16 protein-coding genes and 1 tRNA gene are annotated in these 18,048 nt (G+C 62.0%); 9 read left to right on the top strand and 8 right to left on the bottom strand.

Annotated elements, in window-relative coordinates:
- Nucleotides 1–48 precede the first annotated feature (48 nt).
- The gene (locus HS101_17025) at nt 49–1,128 is read right to left on the bottom strand and encodes a GTP-binding protein (protein MBE7507969.1); all 1,080 of its coding nucleotides are present in this window, start codon (nt 1,126–1,128) and stop codon (nt 49–51) included.
- A complete protein-coding gene (locus HS101_17020; protein MBE7507968.1) occupies nt 1,122–1,928 on the bottom strand; it encodes a type III pantothenate kinase in 807 nt (268 codons plus the stop codon). Before HS101_17020 ends, HS101_17025 begins: the two co-directional genes overlap by 7 nt.
- A 530-nt stretch (nt 1,929–2,458) precedes the next feature.
- Between HS101_17020 and HS101_17015 the strand changes: the two genes are divergently transcribed.
- The 3 genes from HS101_17015 to HS101_17005 all read left to right on the top strand — a co-directional run bounded on the left by HS101_17015 (nt 2,459) and on the right by HS101_17005 (nt 4,368).
- The gene (locus tag HS101_17015) at nt 2,459–3,154 is read left to right on the top strand and encodes a DNA alkylation repair protein (GenBank protein ID MBE7507967.1); all 696 of its coding nucleotides are present in this window, start codon (nt 2,459–2,461) and stop codon (nt 3,152–3,154) included.
- Between the two features lie 14 nt (nt 3,155–3,168).
- Entirely contained in the window at nt 3,169–3,576 is a 408-nt protein-coding gene (locus tag HS101_17010; GenBank protein ID MBE7507966.1) for a DUF1801 domain-containing protein, read from the top strand.
- Between the two features lie 84 nt (nt 3,577–3,660).
- Entirely contained in the window at nt 3,661–4,368 is a 708-nt protein-coding gene (locus HS101_17005) for a DNA alkylation repair protein (protein ID MBE7507965.1), read from the top strand.
- Between the two features lie 64 nt (nt 4,369–4,432).
- On the opposite strand, the gene HS101_17000 is transcribed toward HS101_17005, so the two are convergent.
- The 6 genes from HS101_17000 to HS101_16975 all read right to left on the bottom strand — a co-directional run bounded on the left by HS101_17000 (nt 4,433) and on the right by HS101_16975 (nt 9,919).
- Nucleotides 4,433–5,056, bottom strand: a complete 624-nt coding sequence (locus HS101_17000; protein ID MBE7507964.1) for a hypothetical protein — start codon at nt 5,054–5,056, stop codon at nt 4,433–4,435.
- A 510-nt stretch (nt 5,057–5,566) separates the two neighbouring features.
- Nucleotides 5,567–6,577: a zinc-binding dehydrogenase gene (locus HS101_16995; protein ID MBE7507963.1), complete on the bottom strand. Its 1,011-nt coding sequence runs from the start codon at nt 6,575–6,577 to the stop codon at nt 5,567–5,569.
- 45 nt (nt 6,578–6,622) lie between these two features.
- Entirely contained in the window at nt 6,623–7,771 is a 1,149-nt protein-coding gene (gene rho / locus HS101_16990) for a transcription termination factor Rho (protein ID MBE7507962.1), read from the bottom strand.
- 236 nt (nt 7,772–8,007) lie between these two features.
- Nucleotides 8,008–8,292 (bottom strand): acylphosphatase, encoded by a 285-nt coding sequence (locus HS101_16985; protein ID MBE7507961.1) that lies wholly within the window; start codon nt 8,290–8,292, stop codon nt 8,008–8,010.
- A gap of 325 nt (nt 8,293–8,617) precedes the next feature.
- On the bottom strand, nt 8,618–9,037 hold the full coding sequence (locus HS101_16980; protein MBE7507960.1) for an Hsp20/alpha crystallin family protein: 420 nt from the start codon (nt 9,035–9,037) through the stop codon (nt 8,618–8,620).
- Between the two features lie 72 nt (nt 9,038–9,109).
- A complete protein-coding gene (locus HS101_16975) occupies nt 9,110–9,919 on the bottom strand; it encodes an RNA methyltransferase (GenBank protein MBE7507959.1) in 810 nt (269 codons plus the stop codon).
- Nucleotides 9,920–10,104: 185 nt separating this feature from the next.
- Between HS101_16975 and gcvT the strand changes: the two genes are divergently transcribed.
- The 6 genes from gcvT (at nt 10,105) to HS101_16945 (ending at nt 17,985) form a co-directional block, all read left to right on the top strand.
- Entirely contained in the window at nt 10,105–11,193 is a 1,089-nt protein-coding gene (gene gcvT, locus HS101_16970; GenBank protein ID MBE7507958.1) for a glycine cleavage system aminomethyltransferase GcvT, read from the top strand.
- Nucleotides 11,194–11,530: 337 nt separating this feature from the next.
- The gene (gcvH, locus tag HS101_16965; protein ID MBE7507957.1) at nt 11,531–11,911 is read left to right on the top strand and encodes a glycine cleavage system protein GcvH; all 381 of its coding nucleotides are present in this window, start codon (nt 11,531–11,533) and stop codon (nt 11,909–11,911) included.
- 172 nt (nt 11,912–12,083) lie between these two features.
- Entirely contained in the window at nt 12,084–14,990 is a 2,907-nt protein-coding gene (gene gcvP / locus HS101_16960) for an aminomethyl-transferring glycine dehydrogenase (protein MBE7507956.1), read from the top strand.
- Nucleotides 14,991–15,191: 201 nt separating this feature from the next.
- Nucleotides 15,192–15,263: transfer RNA gene (locus HS101_16955), tRNA-Gly, on the top strand.
- A 293-nt stretch (nt 15,264–15,556) separates the two neighbouring features.
- On the top strand, nt 15,557–17,194 hold the full coding sequence (tig, locus tag HS101_16950; GenBank protein MBE7507955.1) for a trigger factor: 1,638 nt from the start codon (nt 15,557–15,559) through the stop codon (nt 17,192–17,194).
- 185 nt (nt 17,195–17,379) lie between these two features.
- Nucleotides 17,380–17,985: an ATP-dependent Clp protease proteolytic subunit gene (locus HS101_16945; protein MBE7507954.1), complete on the top strand. Its 606-nt coding sequence runs from the start codon at nt 17,380–17,382 to the stop codon at nt 17,983–17,985.
- The last annotated feature ends 63 nt before the right edge of the window (nt 17,986–18,048 follow it).

The raw sequence follows: 18,048 nt of genomic DNA, 5'->3' as shown, positions 1-18,048 counted from the left end.
GCGATTTCCCATTTGCGCTGGTGTAATTCAGATTGCACCCCCTTTCTTCTAAGCACGAAAATGCGACCCCGTGAATCCTGTTGGGATGTCGTCCTTTAGTTGATCCAGGCCGAGGGTCTCGGCGATGCGCTGTTCGAGTGCTTCGATGCCGAGGCCGGTTGTGGCGGAGACCAGGATGGCGGTGCTGCCATTGGTGGGCTTGAGCGTCTGTGCCCGATCCCATTTGTTGAAGACGAAGAGGCGCCTGACCTCCGACGGGAGCGACTCAGCTGCTTCGAGGATGCTGCGCTTGCACGCTTCTTCACCGTGCATCGCGTCTGCCAGAATCAGCACGAGGTCGGCGGCGGAGGCCTGATGCCGGCCGCGGCGAATCGCTTCGGACTCGATCTGGCAATCCGTTTCGCGGATGCCGGCGGTGTCGGTGAGGGTGACGGGCCAGCCTTGAATGAGTGCTGTTTCGCTGACCCAGTCGCGCGTTGTGCCGGGCGTGTCGGATGTGATGGTGCGTTCGTGGCCGATGAGGCGGTTGGCGAGGGTGCTCTTGCCGGCGTTCGGCGGGCCGACGATTGCCACTTGCAATCCATCAAAAATGCGCATGGCCGTAAAGGTGCGGTGTCGATAGGCCATGCGGTCACGGTCGCTCAGGTCATTCAGGCGTTCGATGAAGGCGGGAAGGATGCGGCGCTGGGCGAGGAGCCACTGGGTCAATCTTCGGCTGCGGGAGCGAAGGAGGGCGCGGTCGATGTCCAGCTCGATCGGGCTTAACTGCGTTGAGGTTCGGGCAGTGAAGGACTCGGCGTCGATCAACTGTGCGCCTTTGGCGGCCAGCAGGGCCAGGACGCGCTGGGCGATGCGGACGCCGCCGTGGGTGCAGAGTTCGGCGACTTCGTGAGGGCCGTGCGGCAGGATCGCGACGATGGCGTCGTCGAGGGCTTCGTGGCCGTCCACGATTCGGCAGAGGCGGGAGCGCCCCAGTTCCAGCTCGATCGGTGCATCGCTCCTGGGGGCGCGGAGGACGGTGCTCAGAATCTCCCGCGCTTTGGGGCCGGTGAGGGCGATGACGGCGATGGCGCCGGGGGCGAGCGGGGTGAGGAGTGCCGCGACGGTTGCACTATCCGGGGTTACCATGATTCGGTCAATGGTGTGAAGTGCTTGCGATAAGCGAGGCCGATGCCGCGGATGCAGAGGTCGGGGACGGTGCGGTCGATGAAATCGCACTGGCCGCCGACCAGTTCGGCCGTCCCGCCGGTGGCGATGAGCAGCGGCCAACTGCCCAGCTCGGTGGCGTAGCGTTCGACGATCTCGCGCAGGGCTCCCACCACGCCGTAGAGAATGCCGTTGGAGATGGCGTCCTGGGTGCTCGCGCCGTAGGTGGAGCCGGTGGCGACGACCTCGACCTGCGGCAGGGCCGCGGTGCCCTCGTGCAATGCGCGGGCCTGCAATCGAAGGCCCGGCAGGATCGCCCCGCCCATGAAGACGCCTTCGCCGTTGACGCAGTCGATGGTGATGGCGGTGCCGAAGCTGGCGATGGCGCAGGCCGCCTGGGCGCCGTCGTAGGCCGCGGCGGCGGCGCAGACGCGATCGATGCCGACCATCTCGGGTTCTTCCACCGCCAGGGACATGGGGCGCTGGAGGTCTTCGCCGACGACCATCATTTTGTCGCTGAGGGCCTCTTCGATTCGCTCGCGGAGGCTTTCCAGTGCGTCGGGGACGACACTGGCGGCCGCCATTGCGCGAAGGTGGTCCTCCGGGAGGGCCGCCCAGGCGGTTTCGCAGTAGGCGACGACTTCGTCGGCCTGATCGAGGGTGAAACGCTGCTCGGTTCGGACGGAGGGACCGATGCTGGTCGCCACGCTGACGTGGGAGTTACCGATTTCGAGAATCAGCAGGTTTGCGTAAACCCGGGGGTCCTGGAGTGCATCAGCCATTCGTTCTCCGCCTTTCGTTGGGGGCATTATAGAGCAGGGGTTGGGGCGTTGGCGAACGGGGGCTGGAGGGCGGCGTGCTGGGCGGGAAACGTCGAAACGTCGAAAAGTCGAAACGTCGAAATGGTGCGCGGCGGCGGGGTTGCGCGGGGGCATTCGAGAGGTAACCCCTTCCTGACGGTCGGGGCTCTGAATGGGCGCGGCAGCGAAGATGTGAAGGTGACATAAGGCGAAAAAAGTTTTTGGGGGCGTTTGTAAGCGTTGTGGCGGGCGTGTGTTGGGGCGGTTCGAGTTTTAGGTGATTTTTGCTGTAAACGTCGAAAAATCGAAACGTCGAAACGTCGAAATTCGAGGGGCCCGGAGCCGTTGGTTGAAGTGATGAGCGACTTGTGCATGGCAGACCATCCTTTACTCAACACTTGCTCGGCGTGCGCGCCTGGGGAGCTGATTTTGGGGCGCGGGTCGCGGTGGCGGCTGAGTGAGCATCAGGCGCGGCTGGACCGGGGCGGCGCGCTTTTTGTATAATCCGCGTCATGACCGTCAAAGATGTCCTCGCAAAGCTCAAGTCACTCGGCAACGACGCTCGCCGCAAGCACAACGCCAAGGTCGGGCCTGACGGCATCACTCCGCCGGCCAATCAGTTCGGCGTGCCGATGGGCGACATCCGGGCAATCGCCAAGAAGATCAAGACCGATCACGAACTCGCGCTGGCGCTCTGGGATACCGGCAACATGGAGGCGCAGCTCGTGGCCGCGCTCATCATCAAGCCCAAGTCGCTGACCGCAAAGGACGTCGACCGCCTGACGCGCTCGACCACCTGCGCGCAGGTCGCGGACTGGCTGAACAGTTACGTTGTCGCGGTGCATCCCGACAAGGACGCCCTGCGCGAGAAGTGGATGAAGGACAAAAACCCCTGGGCTGCCCGAGCGGGCTGGCATTTCACCGCTTCGCGGATCAACAAGGCCGCCAAGGGGAAGGCCGCGGACGATTTGGACGTGAAGGCCCTGCTCGATCGCCTCGAGAAGGAGCTGCCGAAGGCCAAGCCGGAAGTGCAATGGACGATGAACAACACGCTCGGCGCCATCGGCATCAACCACGCCGCGCTACGCAAGCGTGCCGTCGCCATCGGCGAGAAGGTCGGCCTGTACAAGGACTGGCCGGTGTCGAAAGGCTGCATCATCCCCTTCGTGCCGGTGTGGGTTGAGGCGATGGTGAAGCGACAGGGATAAGGCGCGTCAGTCCGATGCCGGTTCACAAGGACATCCTCGCATACAACGCAGCGCAATCCGCCGGGGACAAGCGCATCTGCAGCGCGCTGGCCAAGGCCATCGAAGCGCACCTTCCCGCCGGCGGCGCGGCGAAGGAGAACAAGATCTGGCACCGGCACCCGGTCTGGTTTCTCGACGGCAACCCGATCGTCGGCTACAGCAAGCTGAAGGACAGCGTTCGCCTGCTGTTTTGGAGCGGCCAGTCGTTTGAAGAGCCCGGTCTCGCGGACGAAGGCAGTTTCAAGGCCGCCGAGGCGCGGTACACATCGGTCGATCAGATTATCGCCGCGGACCTTAAGCGGTGGCTCAAGAAGTCCGCGAAGATTCAGTGGGACTATAAGAACATCGTGAAACGCAGGGGCAAGCTCCTGCGATTGAAATAGCCACGGCCGCCGCGGCGCGACGGGCACCGACGGCGCGCTACGCGTTGCAAGCCTGTGCGGGATGTCAAAAAAACGGGAGACGCCATGACCGCCAAGGAAATCCTCTCCGAGCTTAAATCGCTGGGCCGCGACAGCTACAAGAAGGTCCTGCTCAATCACGGCGTCGCCGAACCGGTCTTCGGCGTGAAGATCGAGGAAATGAAAAAGATCGTGAAGCGCGTCAAGAAGGACTACCGCCTCGCCCTCGATCTCTACGACACCGGCGTGTACGACGCCATGTATCTGGCCGGGCTCATCGCCGACGACGCGAAGATGACGAAGAAGGACCTCGAGCGCTGGCTGGCGAAGGCCACTTCGGACGCGCTGGCGCAGTTCACTATCGCCTGGGTGGCGGCGGAGAGCCCGCACGGGCGGGAGCTGGCGCTCAAGTGGATCGACTCGCCCAAGGAAAACACGGCGACGGCCGGTTGGTCGACGCTCTCAGGACTGGTGGCGATTAAGGCCGACGCGGACCTCGATCTCGCGGAGCTCAAGCGCCTGCTGCAGCGCGTGCAGAAGACCATCCACGATGCGCCCAACCTCGTCCGCTACGCGATGAACAGTTTCGTGATCTGCGTCGGGAGCTACGTCAAGCCGCTAAGCGAACTTGCCCTGCAAACGGCGGCGAAGATCGGGCCCGTCTCGGTGGATCTGGGCAATACGGCGTGCAAAGTGCCCGGTGCGGTGGAGTACATTCGGAAGGTTGAGAAGCGCGGGACGATTGGGAAGAAGCGGAAGACGGTGAAGTGCTGACGTGCTGTTCTGTTTCGAATGTCGTTGGGGTGAGTAACAGGGCGGCGGCCCCAAGTAAGGTCGCTTAATCCTTTGACTGGTCATGGTGATCGCGGACGCAGGTTTTACCCGTCTGTGCTTTCACATCATGTAACGCGCCACACTCCGGGCAGACTCCACTTGCGCTGCCTCGAAGGTCATAGCCGCACGATTGACAATACCCATCGGGATAACGCCGCTGCAACCAGGGAAACCGGGAGTATGCGTGATCGAAGAACAAGGCATAGGTGAAAACCACTGCAATCGGCAACAGCAGTCCGATCGGCAATCGGAGTCTCCAATGACGCCAACCGCCAGCGCCGTGCATGAGCATGTGGCGAGTTTCATGGGAGTAGTCGATTTCGATGCCCATTATCCAGGGTGGTTCGAGCGACACGGTCACGCCGCGCCCTATGGCGGGATCGCCCAGCTCAGCGGGCGAACGAAACAAAGCGGCCATCAATAGTGATACGAAGAGAACCAAGAGCAGCAAATCTATTGCGAACACAACACGGCGAAACGACCGTCTGATACGGGCGTCCCGCGCCAGACCCCGACTTACCGCGACTCGAATCGCGATAGCCGTCCCCGCCCCGAAGAACAGCAGTACGAAAGACGCAATCGCGGATTCAATAGTCATGTATGACCGACCTTCGTTGAGCGTTAGCATGAGGCAGTAGCACCCGCCAAACGCAGCGAACCCGGCGAGGGCGGTTGCGATCCTTCGCTTCCTGGCGAATGTGCCGGGCGTGTCGAAATCCTCTCCGTCCGCATGAGTTTTGGTGGAAGGCTCAACCATCAACGGCCCTCGATGACTCTTAATCCATCAAAGGTCGTACGCGCTACAAAGTCAAACCGGCCGGGTACGAAAATGGATTCCTGCGTCGGACAATCTCTTCAAAAAACTAATCATCCCCGACGGTGAACTCCTCCACCGAGGCGCGAGCGCGGAGCAAGGATCATCTTACGAGGAGGCGATCATCCCATGCTCCGCACTGACTTCTTAACGGCCCGAATGTCTGGCTCCGATCTTCAGGCCCGTTTCGCGCAAAACCACCTAAAACTCGAGTCGCCCCAACACATGCCCGCCACGCGAGTTGCAATCGCCCGCGCGGGCTTGTGTCACCTTATGTCACCTTGGAATTGGACGGTCCCGAAGAGTCGATTGGATGCGCGGGGCCTAGGGAATGACGACGATCTTCCCGAAAAAGTCACCGGACTCCATCGTGCGCTGGGCCGCGCCGAGGTCGGCAAGGGGAAATGTCTTCGCGATGATCGGCCGGACCACGTCGCGGTGGGCCATGGACCAGGCCTGCGTGATCTGGTCCGCATCGGCGTAGAACTCGATCACGCCGCGCAGCGTGACTTCGCGAAAGAGGAGATTCGTCAGGGTGATCTTCGCGTCGAGGCCGCCGACCATGCCGATCACGATCCAGCGCGCCCCGAGGGCCAGGCTGTCCAGCGTCTTCTGTGCGGTGCTCCCCCAGACGGGATCAAACGCGACATCGGCCCCGCGACCGCCGGTCACGTCCTTCACCACTTTGACGAAGTCCTGCGTCTTGTAGTTTACGGCGTGGTCGCAGCCGAGCAGCTCCTTGGCCTTGGCGCACTTTTCATCGCTGCCGGCGGTGGTGATGACCGTCGCCCCCATGGCCTTGGCCGTCTGGATCGCTGCCGTGCCCGCGCCGCCGCTGCCCGCCTGTACCAGTACGACTTCGCCGGGGTTTACCGAAGCGCAGGCGGCGAGGCCGCGAAAGGCGGTGAGATAGACGCAGCCGAATGCAGCGGCCTCTTCATAGGAGTAGTTCTCCGGCTTGGGTCGCAGGCAGTGTGCCGGGACGAGCACCTTCTCGGCGAAGCCGCCGGGCCGCGCGGTGCCGATGATGTCCAGCCGACCGCGCGAGGCAGGGCCTGTGACGCGGGCGTCGACGACGACGGGCTTACCGAGCCAGGCAGCATCGACGCCGTCGCCGACTTCGGCCACTTCACCGGCGATGTCGAACCCGCCGGTATGGGGCATCGAAAAGCCGGGCATGCCGGACGCGCCGGAGCGCAGGAAGATGTCGAGCCGATTGATCGCCGCGGCGCGGACGCGCACGACGGCCTCGCCGATCCCCGCCTTGGGATCGGGAACGTCTTCAAACTGGATGACTTCGGGACCGCCGGTTTTGTGGTAACGGGCTGCTTTCATGATGGGTTCCTCAATTGGGCCGGGAAATTGCCTCGCTCCGACAACCTATGCCAGAAACTTCAGGAAGTCTTCGTTGGTCTCATGCTTCTTGAGTTCTTCGAGCATGGTTTCCATCTGCTTGGTGGCCGGCATGTTGAGGAGCCTGCGGCGAATCTTGGACATCTTGTCGTAGTTCACCTGACCCAGGAGAAGCTCTTCCTTGCGCGTGCCGCTCTCGGAGAGGTTCATCGCCGGCCAGATGCGCATGTTGGCCAGTTCGCGCGAGAGTACGAGTTCCATGTTGCCGGTGCCCTTGAACTCCTGAAAGATGAAGTCGTCCATGCGGCTGCCGGTCTCGATGAGGACCGAGGCAATGATGGTGAGGCTGCCGCCGTTTTCGATTTTTCTTGCCGAGCCGAACATCTGCTTGGGGTGCTCCAACGCCCGAACGTCGAGACCGCCGGTCATCGTTCGCCCGCTGGAGCCGACGAGATTGTTGAAGGCTCGCCCGAGGCGCGTCAGCGAGTCGAGCAGGATGAGCACGTCTTCGCCGAGCTCCAGATGGCGCTTGGCCTTTTCGATCATCATGCGGCTGATGCGGCCGTGGCTCTTGGCGTCGTGATCGTTGCTGGAATAGACGACTTCGGGGGAACCGTGCTGCCAGCCGCTGCCTTCCTTGCAGACGATGCGCTTCATCTCGGTGACTTCCTCGGGCCGCTCGTCGATGAGCAACATCATCAGGAAGATCTCGGGATGATTCTCGCGAATGCCTTCGGCCATCTGCTGGAGCAGGACGGTCTTGCCGGTGCGCGGGGGCGCGACGATGAGGCCGCGCTGTCCCTTGCCAATCGGCGCGAGCAGATCGACGATGCGCGTGGACATCGGGCCGCCCTTGGTCTCGAAGCGAAGTTGTTCCGTCGGGTGTACGACGGACAGTTCCTCGAACGGCTTCAGGGATGCATACTGCGCAGGCGGCAAGCCGCTGATGGACTCGATGCGATCAATGAACGGCGGGCCCTTGCCCTTCTTGCCGCGATTCAAGGTGGCCGTCAGCGACTCGCCGCCGCGAAGCTTGAACCGCGAGAGAACGTCGCGATTGATCTGTGGGTCGTGGGGACCGACCGCGTAATTACGGGCCGGATCGCGCAAGTAGCCGCAGCCGCCTTTTTCACTCACTTCGAGCGTGCCGGTCACGGCGTTGTTGGAATCATTCATCAGACAGACATCCCTTGCTGTGCAATCACGATAGCACGTCGAGTGCGACCGCGCGTCAATAAGCAGCCGGACTCACCCATCCTGGATTGCGTAAGAAAACTGGAACGCGTGCGACGGTACATACCCCGCCCGCGACCTCCCGCCGCGATGCGTAACACAATGGGGCCAACCGCCATCGACAGGTGCCACGGTCGTGCCCGGCGAGCTCCGTCATGGGCCGGCCTGCCGTTCCGTCGTTAATGACGTACGTCGAATCCGACGTACTCACCCGTCGCCGAGGAGTCCTGGCGCTGTTCACCGCGAATGTTGCCGTGCATCTCCGACCGCAGCGCCGCCAGAAATCGCTCTACTTCCCCGTGCCCTCCCTCGATGACCGCTTCTACGCGGCCGTCGGGAAGATTCTGCACATAACCGCTGATCTCGAAGTGCCGGGCAACGCCGCACGCCGTGTAGCGAAAGCCCACGCCCTGCACGCGCCCACTGAACCAGACAGTCGTTCGAATCCGGGGGCCGGGCTCCATTCCAACGCTCCATCGCAAACTGGAACCCGACGCTGATCCTACAACAACGGCTTGCACACTGCAACCGGCCGGCGTTGAACGTGTTGCGAGGAACAGGGCCGGTCCTTAATATCGGGGTCCTTGGACATGTTGAATACCCACAAACCCGGATGAGGCAAAATGCAGAAGAAGCAGAAACTGGCCCTGAAGAAACACAAGAAGCGCAAAGCCCGACTCAAGGCCAAGGCCCACGAGGCAAAGGCCAAGGGCAAGAAGATATAAGTCCGGCACGCATTGCTGAACTGCGTGGCGCGACCGGCGCCTCGCCTGGTCGGGACGCTGCAACTTACGAAGTCACCTTCACGCTTTGCCCTTTGGCCTCGGCCTTCTTCGGCAGGGTCAGTCGAAGTATGCCGTCGCGACAACTCGCGGTCACATCGCCATCCTTGACCGGCGCGGGCAACTCGATGCGACGATGAAAGCTCCCGAAGCGACATTCCGAGCGGAGCCGCCGCTCGCCTTCCTTCGGCGTATCGGCGGGCTTCTTGCTTCCCTTGATCGTTAGCACATTTTGCAGAATGGAGACGTCGATCTCCTCCGCCGTCATGCCCGGCACTTCGACGCGAAGCTGGAAGAAGTCGGGCGTTTCAACGAAGTCAATCGCCGGCGCCCAGTCCTGGCCGTCGAGCGGCGCGGTCGAGAGCCCGCCGTGCCAGACGCGATCCAGCAGCCGATCGAATTCGTCCCGCACACCCTGCAAAGACATCGGGATGTCACCTTGAAACGGAAAATTCGCCACGGTTGTTCCTCCAAAAAAAACGTACGACGCATGACTTGTCTATGATACCGCGCCGCGCTGTCGCCTGGCCTCGTAGAAAAAAAGCGCCGCGGTGGTGCCGACATTCAGGCTGTCGGCCCTGCCCATCATGGGAATCTTAGCCGTCATGACGCCTAAATCCCGCCAAATCGCCGAGAGCCCCTTTGCCTCTGAGCCCAGAATGACGGCCGACGGCTTTCGAAAGTCGATGTCCGTGTAGTGCGTCTTCGCATCCGGCGCGGCGGCAACGAGCTGGACGCCATTACTTTGCAGTAGATTGTGCACATCGGCCACGGCAGCCTCAAAGACCGGCAGGCTGAAGACAATCCCCGTGCTGGCCCGGATGACGTTTGGGCTGAAAACGTCCGTGGCGGCGTCGGCAACGATGATCGCGTCCACTCCGGCGCCGTCCGCGCTTCGGAGGATCGCCCCGAGATTGCCGGGCTTTTCGACGGCTTCGATCACGGCGATCAGCGAAGTGGGGGTGATTCGCAGGTCCGCGAGACGACGCCTCGGCCGAGCGGCCGTCACGACCAGCCCGTCGCGACGATCGCCGTAGCTGATCTTTTCAAGGACGTGGGCGGCCACTTCAATGCACTTGGCGCCGCGCCCGCGACACCGTTCCAGGGCGGCCTTGGTCTCGGGCTTGAGCGCGGCTGGGCAGTAAAAGGCTTCAACGAGTTGGACGCCGGCGCCGACCGCGCGGTCGATCTCTCGCGGGCCGTCGACGAGGATCAAGTCTCCCGCAGTCTTACCGCGATGGGCGCGCAATCTCGCGAGGTCCTTGATGCGAGGGTTCGCGGCGCTGGTGATGATCGCGTCAGATTCCATGGCCCCTGCACAAGAATGAGGACCGGGGCGAACAACCTTTTGCGTCGCGCCGGATGTCATTCTAACAGCTTGAGCGTGAATAATCGCGTCCCGTTCCTCGCCCAAGAGCAGGGGCGTCGAGTCCGTTTGCGGCTTGAGTCGCAACGCCTTGACCGGTGTTCCGTTCGGGACATACACTTCGGCCCATGCTAAGAACCGCACTGTATGAAGCACATAAACGCCTGGGCGCCCGGCTGATTGATTTCGGCGGCTGGGAAATGCCGGTCATGTACCGCGGCATCAACGACGAGCACGCCTACACGCGCACCGCCAGCAGCATCTTCGACGTGTCGCACATGGGCCGGCTGAACTTCACCGGGCCGGACGTCGAAGCATTGCTCCAGCACGTCTGCACGCGCAATGTCTCCAAGCTGAAGGTGGGGCGCAGCGGCTACAGCCACGTGTGCAACGAGCATGGCGGCATCCTCGACGATGTCATCGTATCACGCTACGAAGACCGCTGGCTGATGGTCTGCAATGCGGGTAATCGCCCGAAGATCGTCGCGCATCTTCAGCGCCACATGCAGGGTCGCAACGTCAAGCTGGACGACACTACCGAGAAGACGGTGATGGTGGCGATTCAGGGCCCGGCGACGATGGAACTCTTCACCAAGCACCTGCCGATCAAGATCGGCGACATGGGTCGTTACGGTTTCGTGACCGGCAGCTACATGGGGCAGAAGTACAGCGTCTTTCGCAGCGGCTACACCGGCGAGGACGGGCTGGAGGTCGTGCTCGGCGCGGCGACCGGCGCCTTGGTCTGGGATTTTCTCACCAAAGAGGGCGACGGCGATCGGGTGACGATCAAGCCGGCCGGCCTCGGCGCGCGGGATACGCTGCGCCTCGAGGCGGGGATGCCGCTCTATGGGCACGAGCTGAATGAAGCGATTGATCCGCTTTCGGCGGGATGCGGATGGTGTGTCGATCTGGAGAAGGATTTCCTCGGGGCCGCGGCGCTGCGCGTCATCGCCGCCGAGGGGCCGAAGCGCAAGATGACGGGCATGGTGCTTGAGGGCAAGCGCATCGCGCGACAGGGGGCTCGCGTTTTCTCCGGCGGCGCGGAAGTGGGTGTCGTGACGAGCGGCACGCTGAGCCCGACGCTGGGCAAGTCGATTGCCATGGCCTACGTAGATTCGGCATTGTCGAATGTCGGGCAATCGCTGGAACTGGAGATCAAGGAAGAAAAGGTGCCGGCGACGGTGGTCGCGCTACCGTTCTACAAGCGGCAGGGCTAGACGGCGCGTGAATCGGCAGAATATAATCAGAATATGAACATCCGAGACATCAGAAAACACATGAAGAAGCAGCCATTCGAGCCGTTTCGAATCCATGTCTCGGATGGGTCAAGCTACGATGTCCCTCACCCCGATTTCATCCTGGTGACGGTCTCAGATGTCATGGTTGGACTCGGTCGATCCCAGGAAGACATTCCAGAGAGATCCGTATTCGTAGATCCGTTACACATTACACGGATCGAACCTATTTCAAAGAGACCTGACACGAATGGTCGAAAGAAGTCGCCCTGAAATCGGGGTTTTCTTCTTCTGACATTTTGACCCATGGAGGCGCGGCGTGGGCGTTCCAACTGACAGACGATATCTGAAGTCGCACGAGTGGCACAAGCTCGACGGCGACATTTGCACCATCGGCATCACCAGGTTCGCGGCCGACGAGCTGACGGACATCACCTATGTTTCGCTCCCCAAAGTCGGCAAGGAGCTGACGGCGGGCAAGCCGCTGGGGGAGATCGAGTCGGTCAAAGCGACGAGCGATCTATACACCGGCGTCTCGGGCGTGGTGACGGAGGTCAACGGAAAGCTCGGCGACGCACCGGAACTCGTCAACAACGACTCATTCGGCGATGGCTGGCTGGTCAAGGTGAAACTGTCCGATCCGTCTCAGGTTGAGAAACTCATGACCGCCCAACAGTACGACGCCCAGATCGCCGGTTAGCCGGGCTCGTCTTGACGGCGATCGCGCGGCCGACGGTCGCGCTTTTGGTGTCGCCGGGCGACCGGCTTGCATTCCAGTTTTCCGCTACAATACTGCACCTGAGTCGTTGCATTCCCGGCGAAGTCCGTCGACTTTGCGCCCCCGGCAGCGAGTACGAGGAGATTTCGCAGAGATGCTTTCGGTAGAAAATTCCCGCAGCGTGCTGGCCCCCTCGGATACCTTTGTTCACCGCCACAACGGCCCCAGCGCGGCGGATGTCCAGGATATGCTCACGCTCATCGGCTGTGCCTCGCTGGATGCACTGGTCGACGAGACCGTTCCCGCCTCGATTCGTCTGAAGAAGCCGCTGGCGCTGGGCGGTCCGCGCGGGGAGCACGAACTCTTGAACGAGCTGCGCGGCATCGCCTCGAAAAACGAGCTGCATCGCAGCCTGCTCGGCATGGGCTACTACGACTGCATCACGCCGCCGGTCATTCAGCGAAACATTCTGGAGAACCCCGGCTGGTACACGCAGTACACACCGTACCAGGCGGAGATCGCCCAGGGTCGATTAGAGGCTCTGCTGAATTTCCAGACGATGGTGACCGATCTGACCGCGCTGCCGATGGCCAATGCCTCGCTGCTCGACGAAGCGACGGCCGCCGCCGAGGCGATGGCCATGTGCCGGGCCATTGCCGGTGAGGGCGGCGCAAGGCCGGCATTCCTCGTGGCGGATGATTGTCACCCTCAGACCATCGCCGTCATCCAGACACGTGCCCGACCGCTGGGCGTCGAAGTCGTTGTCGGCCCGGTGGAGGGATTTGATTTTGCCGCCGGCCAGGCATTCGGAGTGCTGCTTCAGTATCCGACTACGGACGGGCGCATCGTTGACTACACGTCGGTCATCGCCTCCGCGCACCAGTCCGGGGTTGTTGTTGTGATGGCGACGGATCTGCTGGCGCTGACCTTGCTTCGGCCGCCGGGAGAGCTCGGCGCGGACATCGCGGTCGGTTCGACGCAGCGATTCGGCGTGCCGCTCGGCTTCGGCGGCCCGCACGCGGCGTTTATGTCCTGCAAGGATGATCTCAAGCGGCACTTGCCGGGGCGCATCATCGGTGTATCGAAGGACGTGCATGGGCGGTCGGCGTTTCGATTGGCGATCCAGACGCGCGAGCAGCACATCCGCCGGGAAAAAGCGACGAGTAATATCTGCACGGCACAGGTTCTCCTGGCGATCATGGCGGGGATGTACGCCGTTTATCACGGGCCCAGCGGACTTCGACGCATCGCCGAGCGCGTCCGTGCCTATACGGCGGCACTCGCGGCCGGATTGCAACGAGCCGGCCACGATTTGGGAGACGCCGACTACTTCGACACGCTGCGTGTTCGCCTGCACGGCGGTGGGGCGGAGGCCCGAAAAGTACTCGCGGCCGCGGCCAAAGAGCGGATCAACCTGCGCGACTTCGGCGACGGCTCGATTGGCCTGAGTCTCGACGAACTCACCGATCGGGGTGAGGTGGCGAGGGTATTGAGTTGCTTTGGCATTAAAGCCTCGGCCGAGTCCGTGGATGACCTGCTCAGCGCCGGTGATACCGAGATTCCCGATGCTTTCGTGCGGCAGAGCGGTTATCTCACCCATTCGGTGTTCAACAGTTACCACAGCGAAACCGAGATGCTTCGCTACATTTTCCGACTGCAGTCGCGCGATTTGTCTTTGGCTCATTCGATGATCCCGCTGGGTTCATGCACCATGAAGCTGAACGCGACATCCGAGATGTTGCCGGTGACGTGGCCGGAGTTTTCCAGGCTGCATCCCTTCGCCCCCAAGGCGCAGACAAGGGGTTACGCCGAACTGTTCAAACAATTGGAGACGTGGCTTGCGGAGATTACGGGTTTCGATGCGGTTAGCCTTCAGCCTAACGCCGGGTCACAAGGCGAGTACACCGGGCTGCTTGTCATTCGTGCGTATCACGAGAGTCGCGGGCAAGGGCATCGCGGCATTTGTCTCATTCCGACTTCGGCGCACGGCACCAATCCCGCCAGCGCCGTCACGGCCGGCATGACCGTCGTCGCCGTCGCCTGCGATGCCAACGGCAACATCGACGTCGCCGATCTGAAGGCCAAGGCGGCCGAGCACGCCGACAAGCTGGCCGCGATCATGGTGACATATCCTTCGACACACGGCGTGTTTGAAGAGTCGATCCGGGAGATCTGCGAGGTTGTGCATCGGCATGGCGGGCAGGTCTATCTGGACGGCGCAAATATGAACGCCCAGGTCGGTCTGTGTCGGCCGGGCGACATCGGCGCCGACGTCTGTCATCTCAATCTGCACAAGACGTTTTGCATTCCCCACGGCGGCGGGGGGCCGGGCATGGGGCCGATCGGCGTGGCGAAGCATCTTTCGCCTTTCCTGCCGGGCCATCCGGTGTCGGGCGTGGACGGCGCCGGCGATCAGGCGATCGGGCCGGTTTCCGCCGCGCCCTACGGCAGCCCGAGCATCCTGACGATTTCGTGGGTTTATATCGCTCTGATGGGCGCGGAGGGCCTCAAGCGGGCCACGCAGATCGCCATTCTGAATGCCAACTACATGGCATCGCAACTGGAGCGGCACTACGACGTGCTCTATCGCGGCAAGAATCGCCGAGTCGCACACGAGTTCATTCTCGATTGTCGCGGCTTCGAGAAGACGGCCGGCGTCAAGGTCGAAGACATCGCCAAGCGGCTGATGGACTATGGCTTTCACGCGCCGACGATGTCCTTCCCCGTACCGGGCACGTTGATGATCGAGCCGACTGAGAGCGAGTCGCGCGCGGAGCTGGATCGCTTCTGCGACGCGATGATCTCCATTCGCGAAGAGATTCGCGCGGTCGAGGAGGGCCGGGCCGATCGGCAGGACAATCCGCTGAAGCATGCCCCGTTCACGTCTGATGCGGTGATGGCGACGGAGTGGACGCATCCATTCCGCCGGGAGCAGGCGGCGTTCCCGTTGCCCTGGGTCCGCGAACGTAAGTTCTGGCCGTACGTCGGCCGCATCGACAACGTCTGGGGAGATCGAAACCTCTTCTGCACTTGCCCGAGCGGTGAGAGCCTCGCGAAATAGGGCGGAACCTGGCGTGGCGCGGTTGCCGGCCATTATGGAGAGTCCAGCCCGGCGGCGGGGCGGCTGCCCCATATTGTCTGGGCAAATGACGTGCCCAAGCCGGCGCCCAAACCGTACCGGCAGCGGCACTTGACGCTGACAAGGCGGGCGTATATCAAATAGTGTTCTGGCGAGCCCCTACGGGTGTTCGCTGGAAGCGACGCGGGTGTAGCTCAGTGGTAGAGCGTCACGTTGCCAACGTGAATGTCGTGAGTTCGAATCTCATCACCCGCTTTTTTATGAGGGCTTTTCAGCAAATCAGGCCTTGACCTGCCGCCGATAACAGCCGATGCTAAGATTCAGGCAGGCGAGGGATCGCCGCCAGCAGACATACGAGCTTCCCGTGGGATACCGATCCGGAGTGGTCAGGCGTTGGCCGCGGGACAGCGAAAGCCGAAGAGATCGACAACAGGTCGGTCGGGACGCATCAGACGCCTGACCGGCCTTTATTGTTGCGCTGCGGGTGACGCCCGAGCGCCGTCGGTCCCAGGGTCGCTTTGCAAGGCAGGGCGAAAGGAGACGTCATCATGGCGAAGAAAGAAATCACCGGCAGCCAGCGAGACGAGTCGGCTTCCGCGGTCGCGGACGAAGATGAAGAGCCGCAGGATCCGAAGGAAGCACTCAAGGGCGTCATCAGTGTCGCCGTCTCCGACGCGGGAACGCTTCGCAAGACGATGACCGTGACCGTCCCGCGCGACAGCATCGATCAGGAGCTCGAAAAGGAATACAAGGGCCTCGTCGCCGAGGCGATCGTGCCGGGCTTTCGCCGCGGCCGCGCCCCGCGCAGGCTGATCGAGAAGCGCTTCGGCGGAGAAGTCGGCGAGCAGGTGCAGACGCGGCTGGTCTCCAATGCCTACCTGGCGGCCATCGAGAAGCAGGACCTGAAAGTCCTGGGCGATCCCCTGCTGTGGGTGAAGATCAAGGAGTCGAAGTCTTCGGCGGACGGCAATGAGCAGCTCGTCGATATGCGCACGGCGCTGAACCACTTGAAGTTGCCCGAAGACGGGGACTTTGAGTTCAAGTGCGAGGTGGAGGTCAAGCCCGAGTTCAAACTGCCGGACCTCGAGGGCATCAAGATCGAGCGCCCGGCCCTGTCGATTACCGACGAGGATGTGGACGTTCAGATCGATCGGCTTCGCGCCTTGCGTGGCAATTACGCACCCGTGGTGAATGGGTCCGTCGAGGACGATGACCTGCTGATCTGCGACATGGTCATGACAGTCGGGGGCAAAGAGGTCAAAAAGGCCGAGAACATTCAGATCTCGGCGAGGCCTCAGCGAATCGAGAGCGCTGCGTTCGACGACTTCGGCGAGAAAATCAAGGGCACGAAAGTCGGCAAGACCGTCACCCTCGAGGGCGAACTCGCGGATGACTACGAGGTCGAGGACCTTCGCGGCAAGAAGGCGAAGTTCGAACTCACCTTAAACGACATCAAGCGGATGAACCTGCCGCCGATGGACAAGGCCTTCCTCGAGACCCAGGGATTTGAAACCGAGATGGAGTACCGCGCCTGGGTCCGCCAGCGAATGGAAGGTCGGCTTGAGTCCGAACTGAAGCGCGGCATGAGGAATCAGGTTCGCAAGTACCTGCTCGACAACACCAAGCTGGACTTGCCCGAGGGGCTGTCCACCCGGCAGACCGAGCGGGCCGTCCTCCGCAAGATGATCGACCTGCAGCGCCAGGGCGTGCCGATGTCCGAGATCGAGAAGCACGCCGACGAGCTTCGCACCATCGCCCGGGAGGAGACGACTGCCGAGTTGAAGCTGCACTTCATCACTGAGGAGATCGCCGAAAAGCTGGAGACCGAGGTCTCCGAAGAGGACATCAACGGCGCGATCGCCATGATGGCACAGACCTATAATCGCCGATTCGACCGCGTCCGCGACGAACTGGCGAAGAACGACGGCATCGAGATGCTTTATTTGCAGATTCGGGACGAGAAGTGCATCGACAAGTTACTGGAGAAAGCCAAGATAACCGATGCAGAGGTGCCGAAAAAGGGCGGCGCAAAGTCAGAGAAGCCCGCGAAGGCTGCCAAGGCGCCGCAGGCTGAGTCGAAAGCGGCTGAGACGCCGGCTACCCCTAAGGCTGCCGCCGAGAAGGGGGTCGCCAAAAAATCGGCGACGGATAAGCCCAAGGCCCCGGGTTCGAAGAAAGCGAAGTGATCTGGAGGCCGCGGGATCGCTTGCCGCCGGGGGTGTCGGGCGATGGGAAAAGGCCTCGACTATCATCTCGACGGCTCATGCGACAAAGTCGCGCCGTCGAACAATGCAGAGGGTATTTGGTCATGGACGATCGTCTGATTACTTACGCCGGATTGATGACTCCGCAACAGATGGTGCCGCCGCACATGGCCTCGATGCAGTCGATGGCCCAGGGCGCGCCCTATCAGCGCATCCGTGAGATGTCGATCGAGGACATGCTCCTCGAAAACCGCATCATCTTCCTCGCAGGCCCGATCAACGAGCGAAGCGCCAGCCTGGTCATCATGCGACTGCTCTATCTCCAGAGCATCAAGAAGGACCAGGACATCCACCTGTACATCAACTGCCCCGGGGGCATGGTGGATCAGACCCTGGCGATTTACGACACCATGCGCTTCCTTACCTGCGACATCGCCACCTACTCGATCGGCCAGGCGGCCAGCGGCGGGGCGATCATCCTGACGGCGGGGACCAAGGGAAAGAGATTTGCATTGCCCAACAGCAAGATCATGCTGCACCAGCCGTGGGGCGGCGTCAGCGGTCAGGCTGAGGACATTCGGATTCAGGCCGAAGAGATCATCAAGGACAAGCAGAAGTTGAACGAGATTCTCGGGCTTCATACCGGGATGGACATCAAGAAGATCGAAGAGGAGACCGAGCGAGATCGCTTCATCACCCCCGAGGAAGCGGTCAAGTGGGGTCTCGTCGATGAGATCGTCGATAGCGCGGCCATGAAAGAGAAGAAGAGCTAGGGCGGCGACGCTTGTCTCTTGATTCATCTGGGATGGAAGCACGATAACCGCAGGATAGTGGCT

It is taken from the genome of Planctomycetia bacterium (assembly GCA_015075745.1).
GTDB lineage: Bacteria > Planctomycetota > Phycisphaerae > UBA1845 > UTPLA1 > UTPLA1.
This window is presented reverse-complemented; position numbering and strand designations above follow the sequence as displayed.

Excerpts from the sequence above, each read along its gene's own strand:
- HS101_17025 (MBE7507969.1), bottom strand. The coding sequence starts at position 1,128 with ATGGTAACCCCGGATAGTGCAACCGTCGCGGCACTCCTCACCCCGCTC.
- HS101_17020 (MBE7507968.1), bottom strand. The coding sequence starts at position 1,928 with ATGGCTGATGCACTCCAGGACCCCCGGGTTTACGCAAACCTGCTGATT.
- HS101_17015 (MBE7507967.1), top strand. The coding sequence starts at position 2,459 with ATGACCGTCAAAGATGTCCTCGCAAAGCTCAAGTCACTCGGCAACGAC.
- HS101_17010 (MBE7507966.1), top strand. The coding sequence starts at position 3,169 with ATGCCGGTTCACAAGGACATCCTCGCATACAACGCAGCGCAATCCGCC.
- HS101_17005 (MBE7507965.1), top strand. The coding sequence starts at position 3,661 with ATGACCGCCAAGGAAATCCTCTCCGAGCTTAAATCGCTGGGCCGCGAC.
- HS101_17000 (MBE7507964.1), bottom strand. The coding sequence starts at position 5,056 with ATGCTAACGCTCAACGAAGGTCGGTCATACATGACTATTGAATCCGCG.
- HS101_16995 (MBE7507963.1), bottom strand. The coding sequence starts at position 6,577 with ATGAAAGCAGCCCGTTACCACAAAACCGGCGGTCCCGAAGTCATCCAG.
- rho (MBE7507962.1), bottom strand. The coding sequence starts at position 7,771 with ATGAATGATTCCAACAACGCCGTGACCGGCACGCTCGAAGTGAGTGAA.
- HS101_16985 (MBE7507961.1), bottom strand. The coding sequence starts at position 8,292 with ATGGAGCCCGGCCCCCGGATTCGAACGACTGTCTGGTTCAGTGGGCGC.
- HS101_16980 (MBE7507960.1), bottom strand. The coding sequence starts at position 9,037 with ATGTCTTTGCAGGGTGTGCGGGACGAATTCGATCGGCTGCTGGATCGC.
- HS101_16975 (MBE7507959.1), bottom strand. The coding sequence starts at position 9,919 with ATGGAATCTGACGCGATCATCACCAGCGCCGCGAACCCTCGCATCAAG.
- gcvT (MBE7507958.1), top strand. The coding sequence starts at position 10,105 with ATGCTAAGAACCGCACTGTATGAAGCACATAAACGCCTGGGCGCCCGG.
- gcvP (MBE7507956.1), top strand. The coding sequence starts at position 12,084 with ATGCTTTCGGTAGAAAATTCCCGCAGCGTGCTGGCCCCCTCGGATACC.
- tig (MBE7507955.1), top strand. The coding sequence starts at position 15,557 with ATGGCGAAGAAAGAAATCACCGGCAGCCAGCGAGACGAGTCGGCTTCC.
- HS101_16945 (MBE7507954.1), top strand. The coding sequence starts at position 17,380 with ATGGCCTCGATGCAGTCGATGGCCCAGGGCGCGCCCTATCAGCGCATC.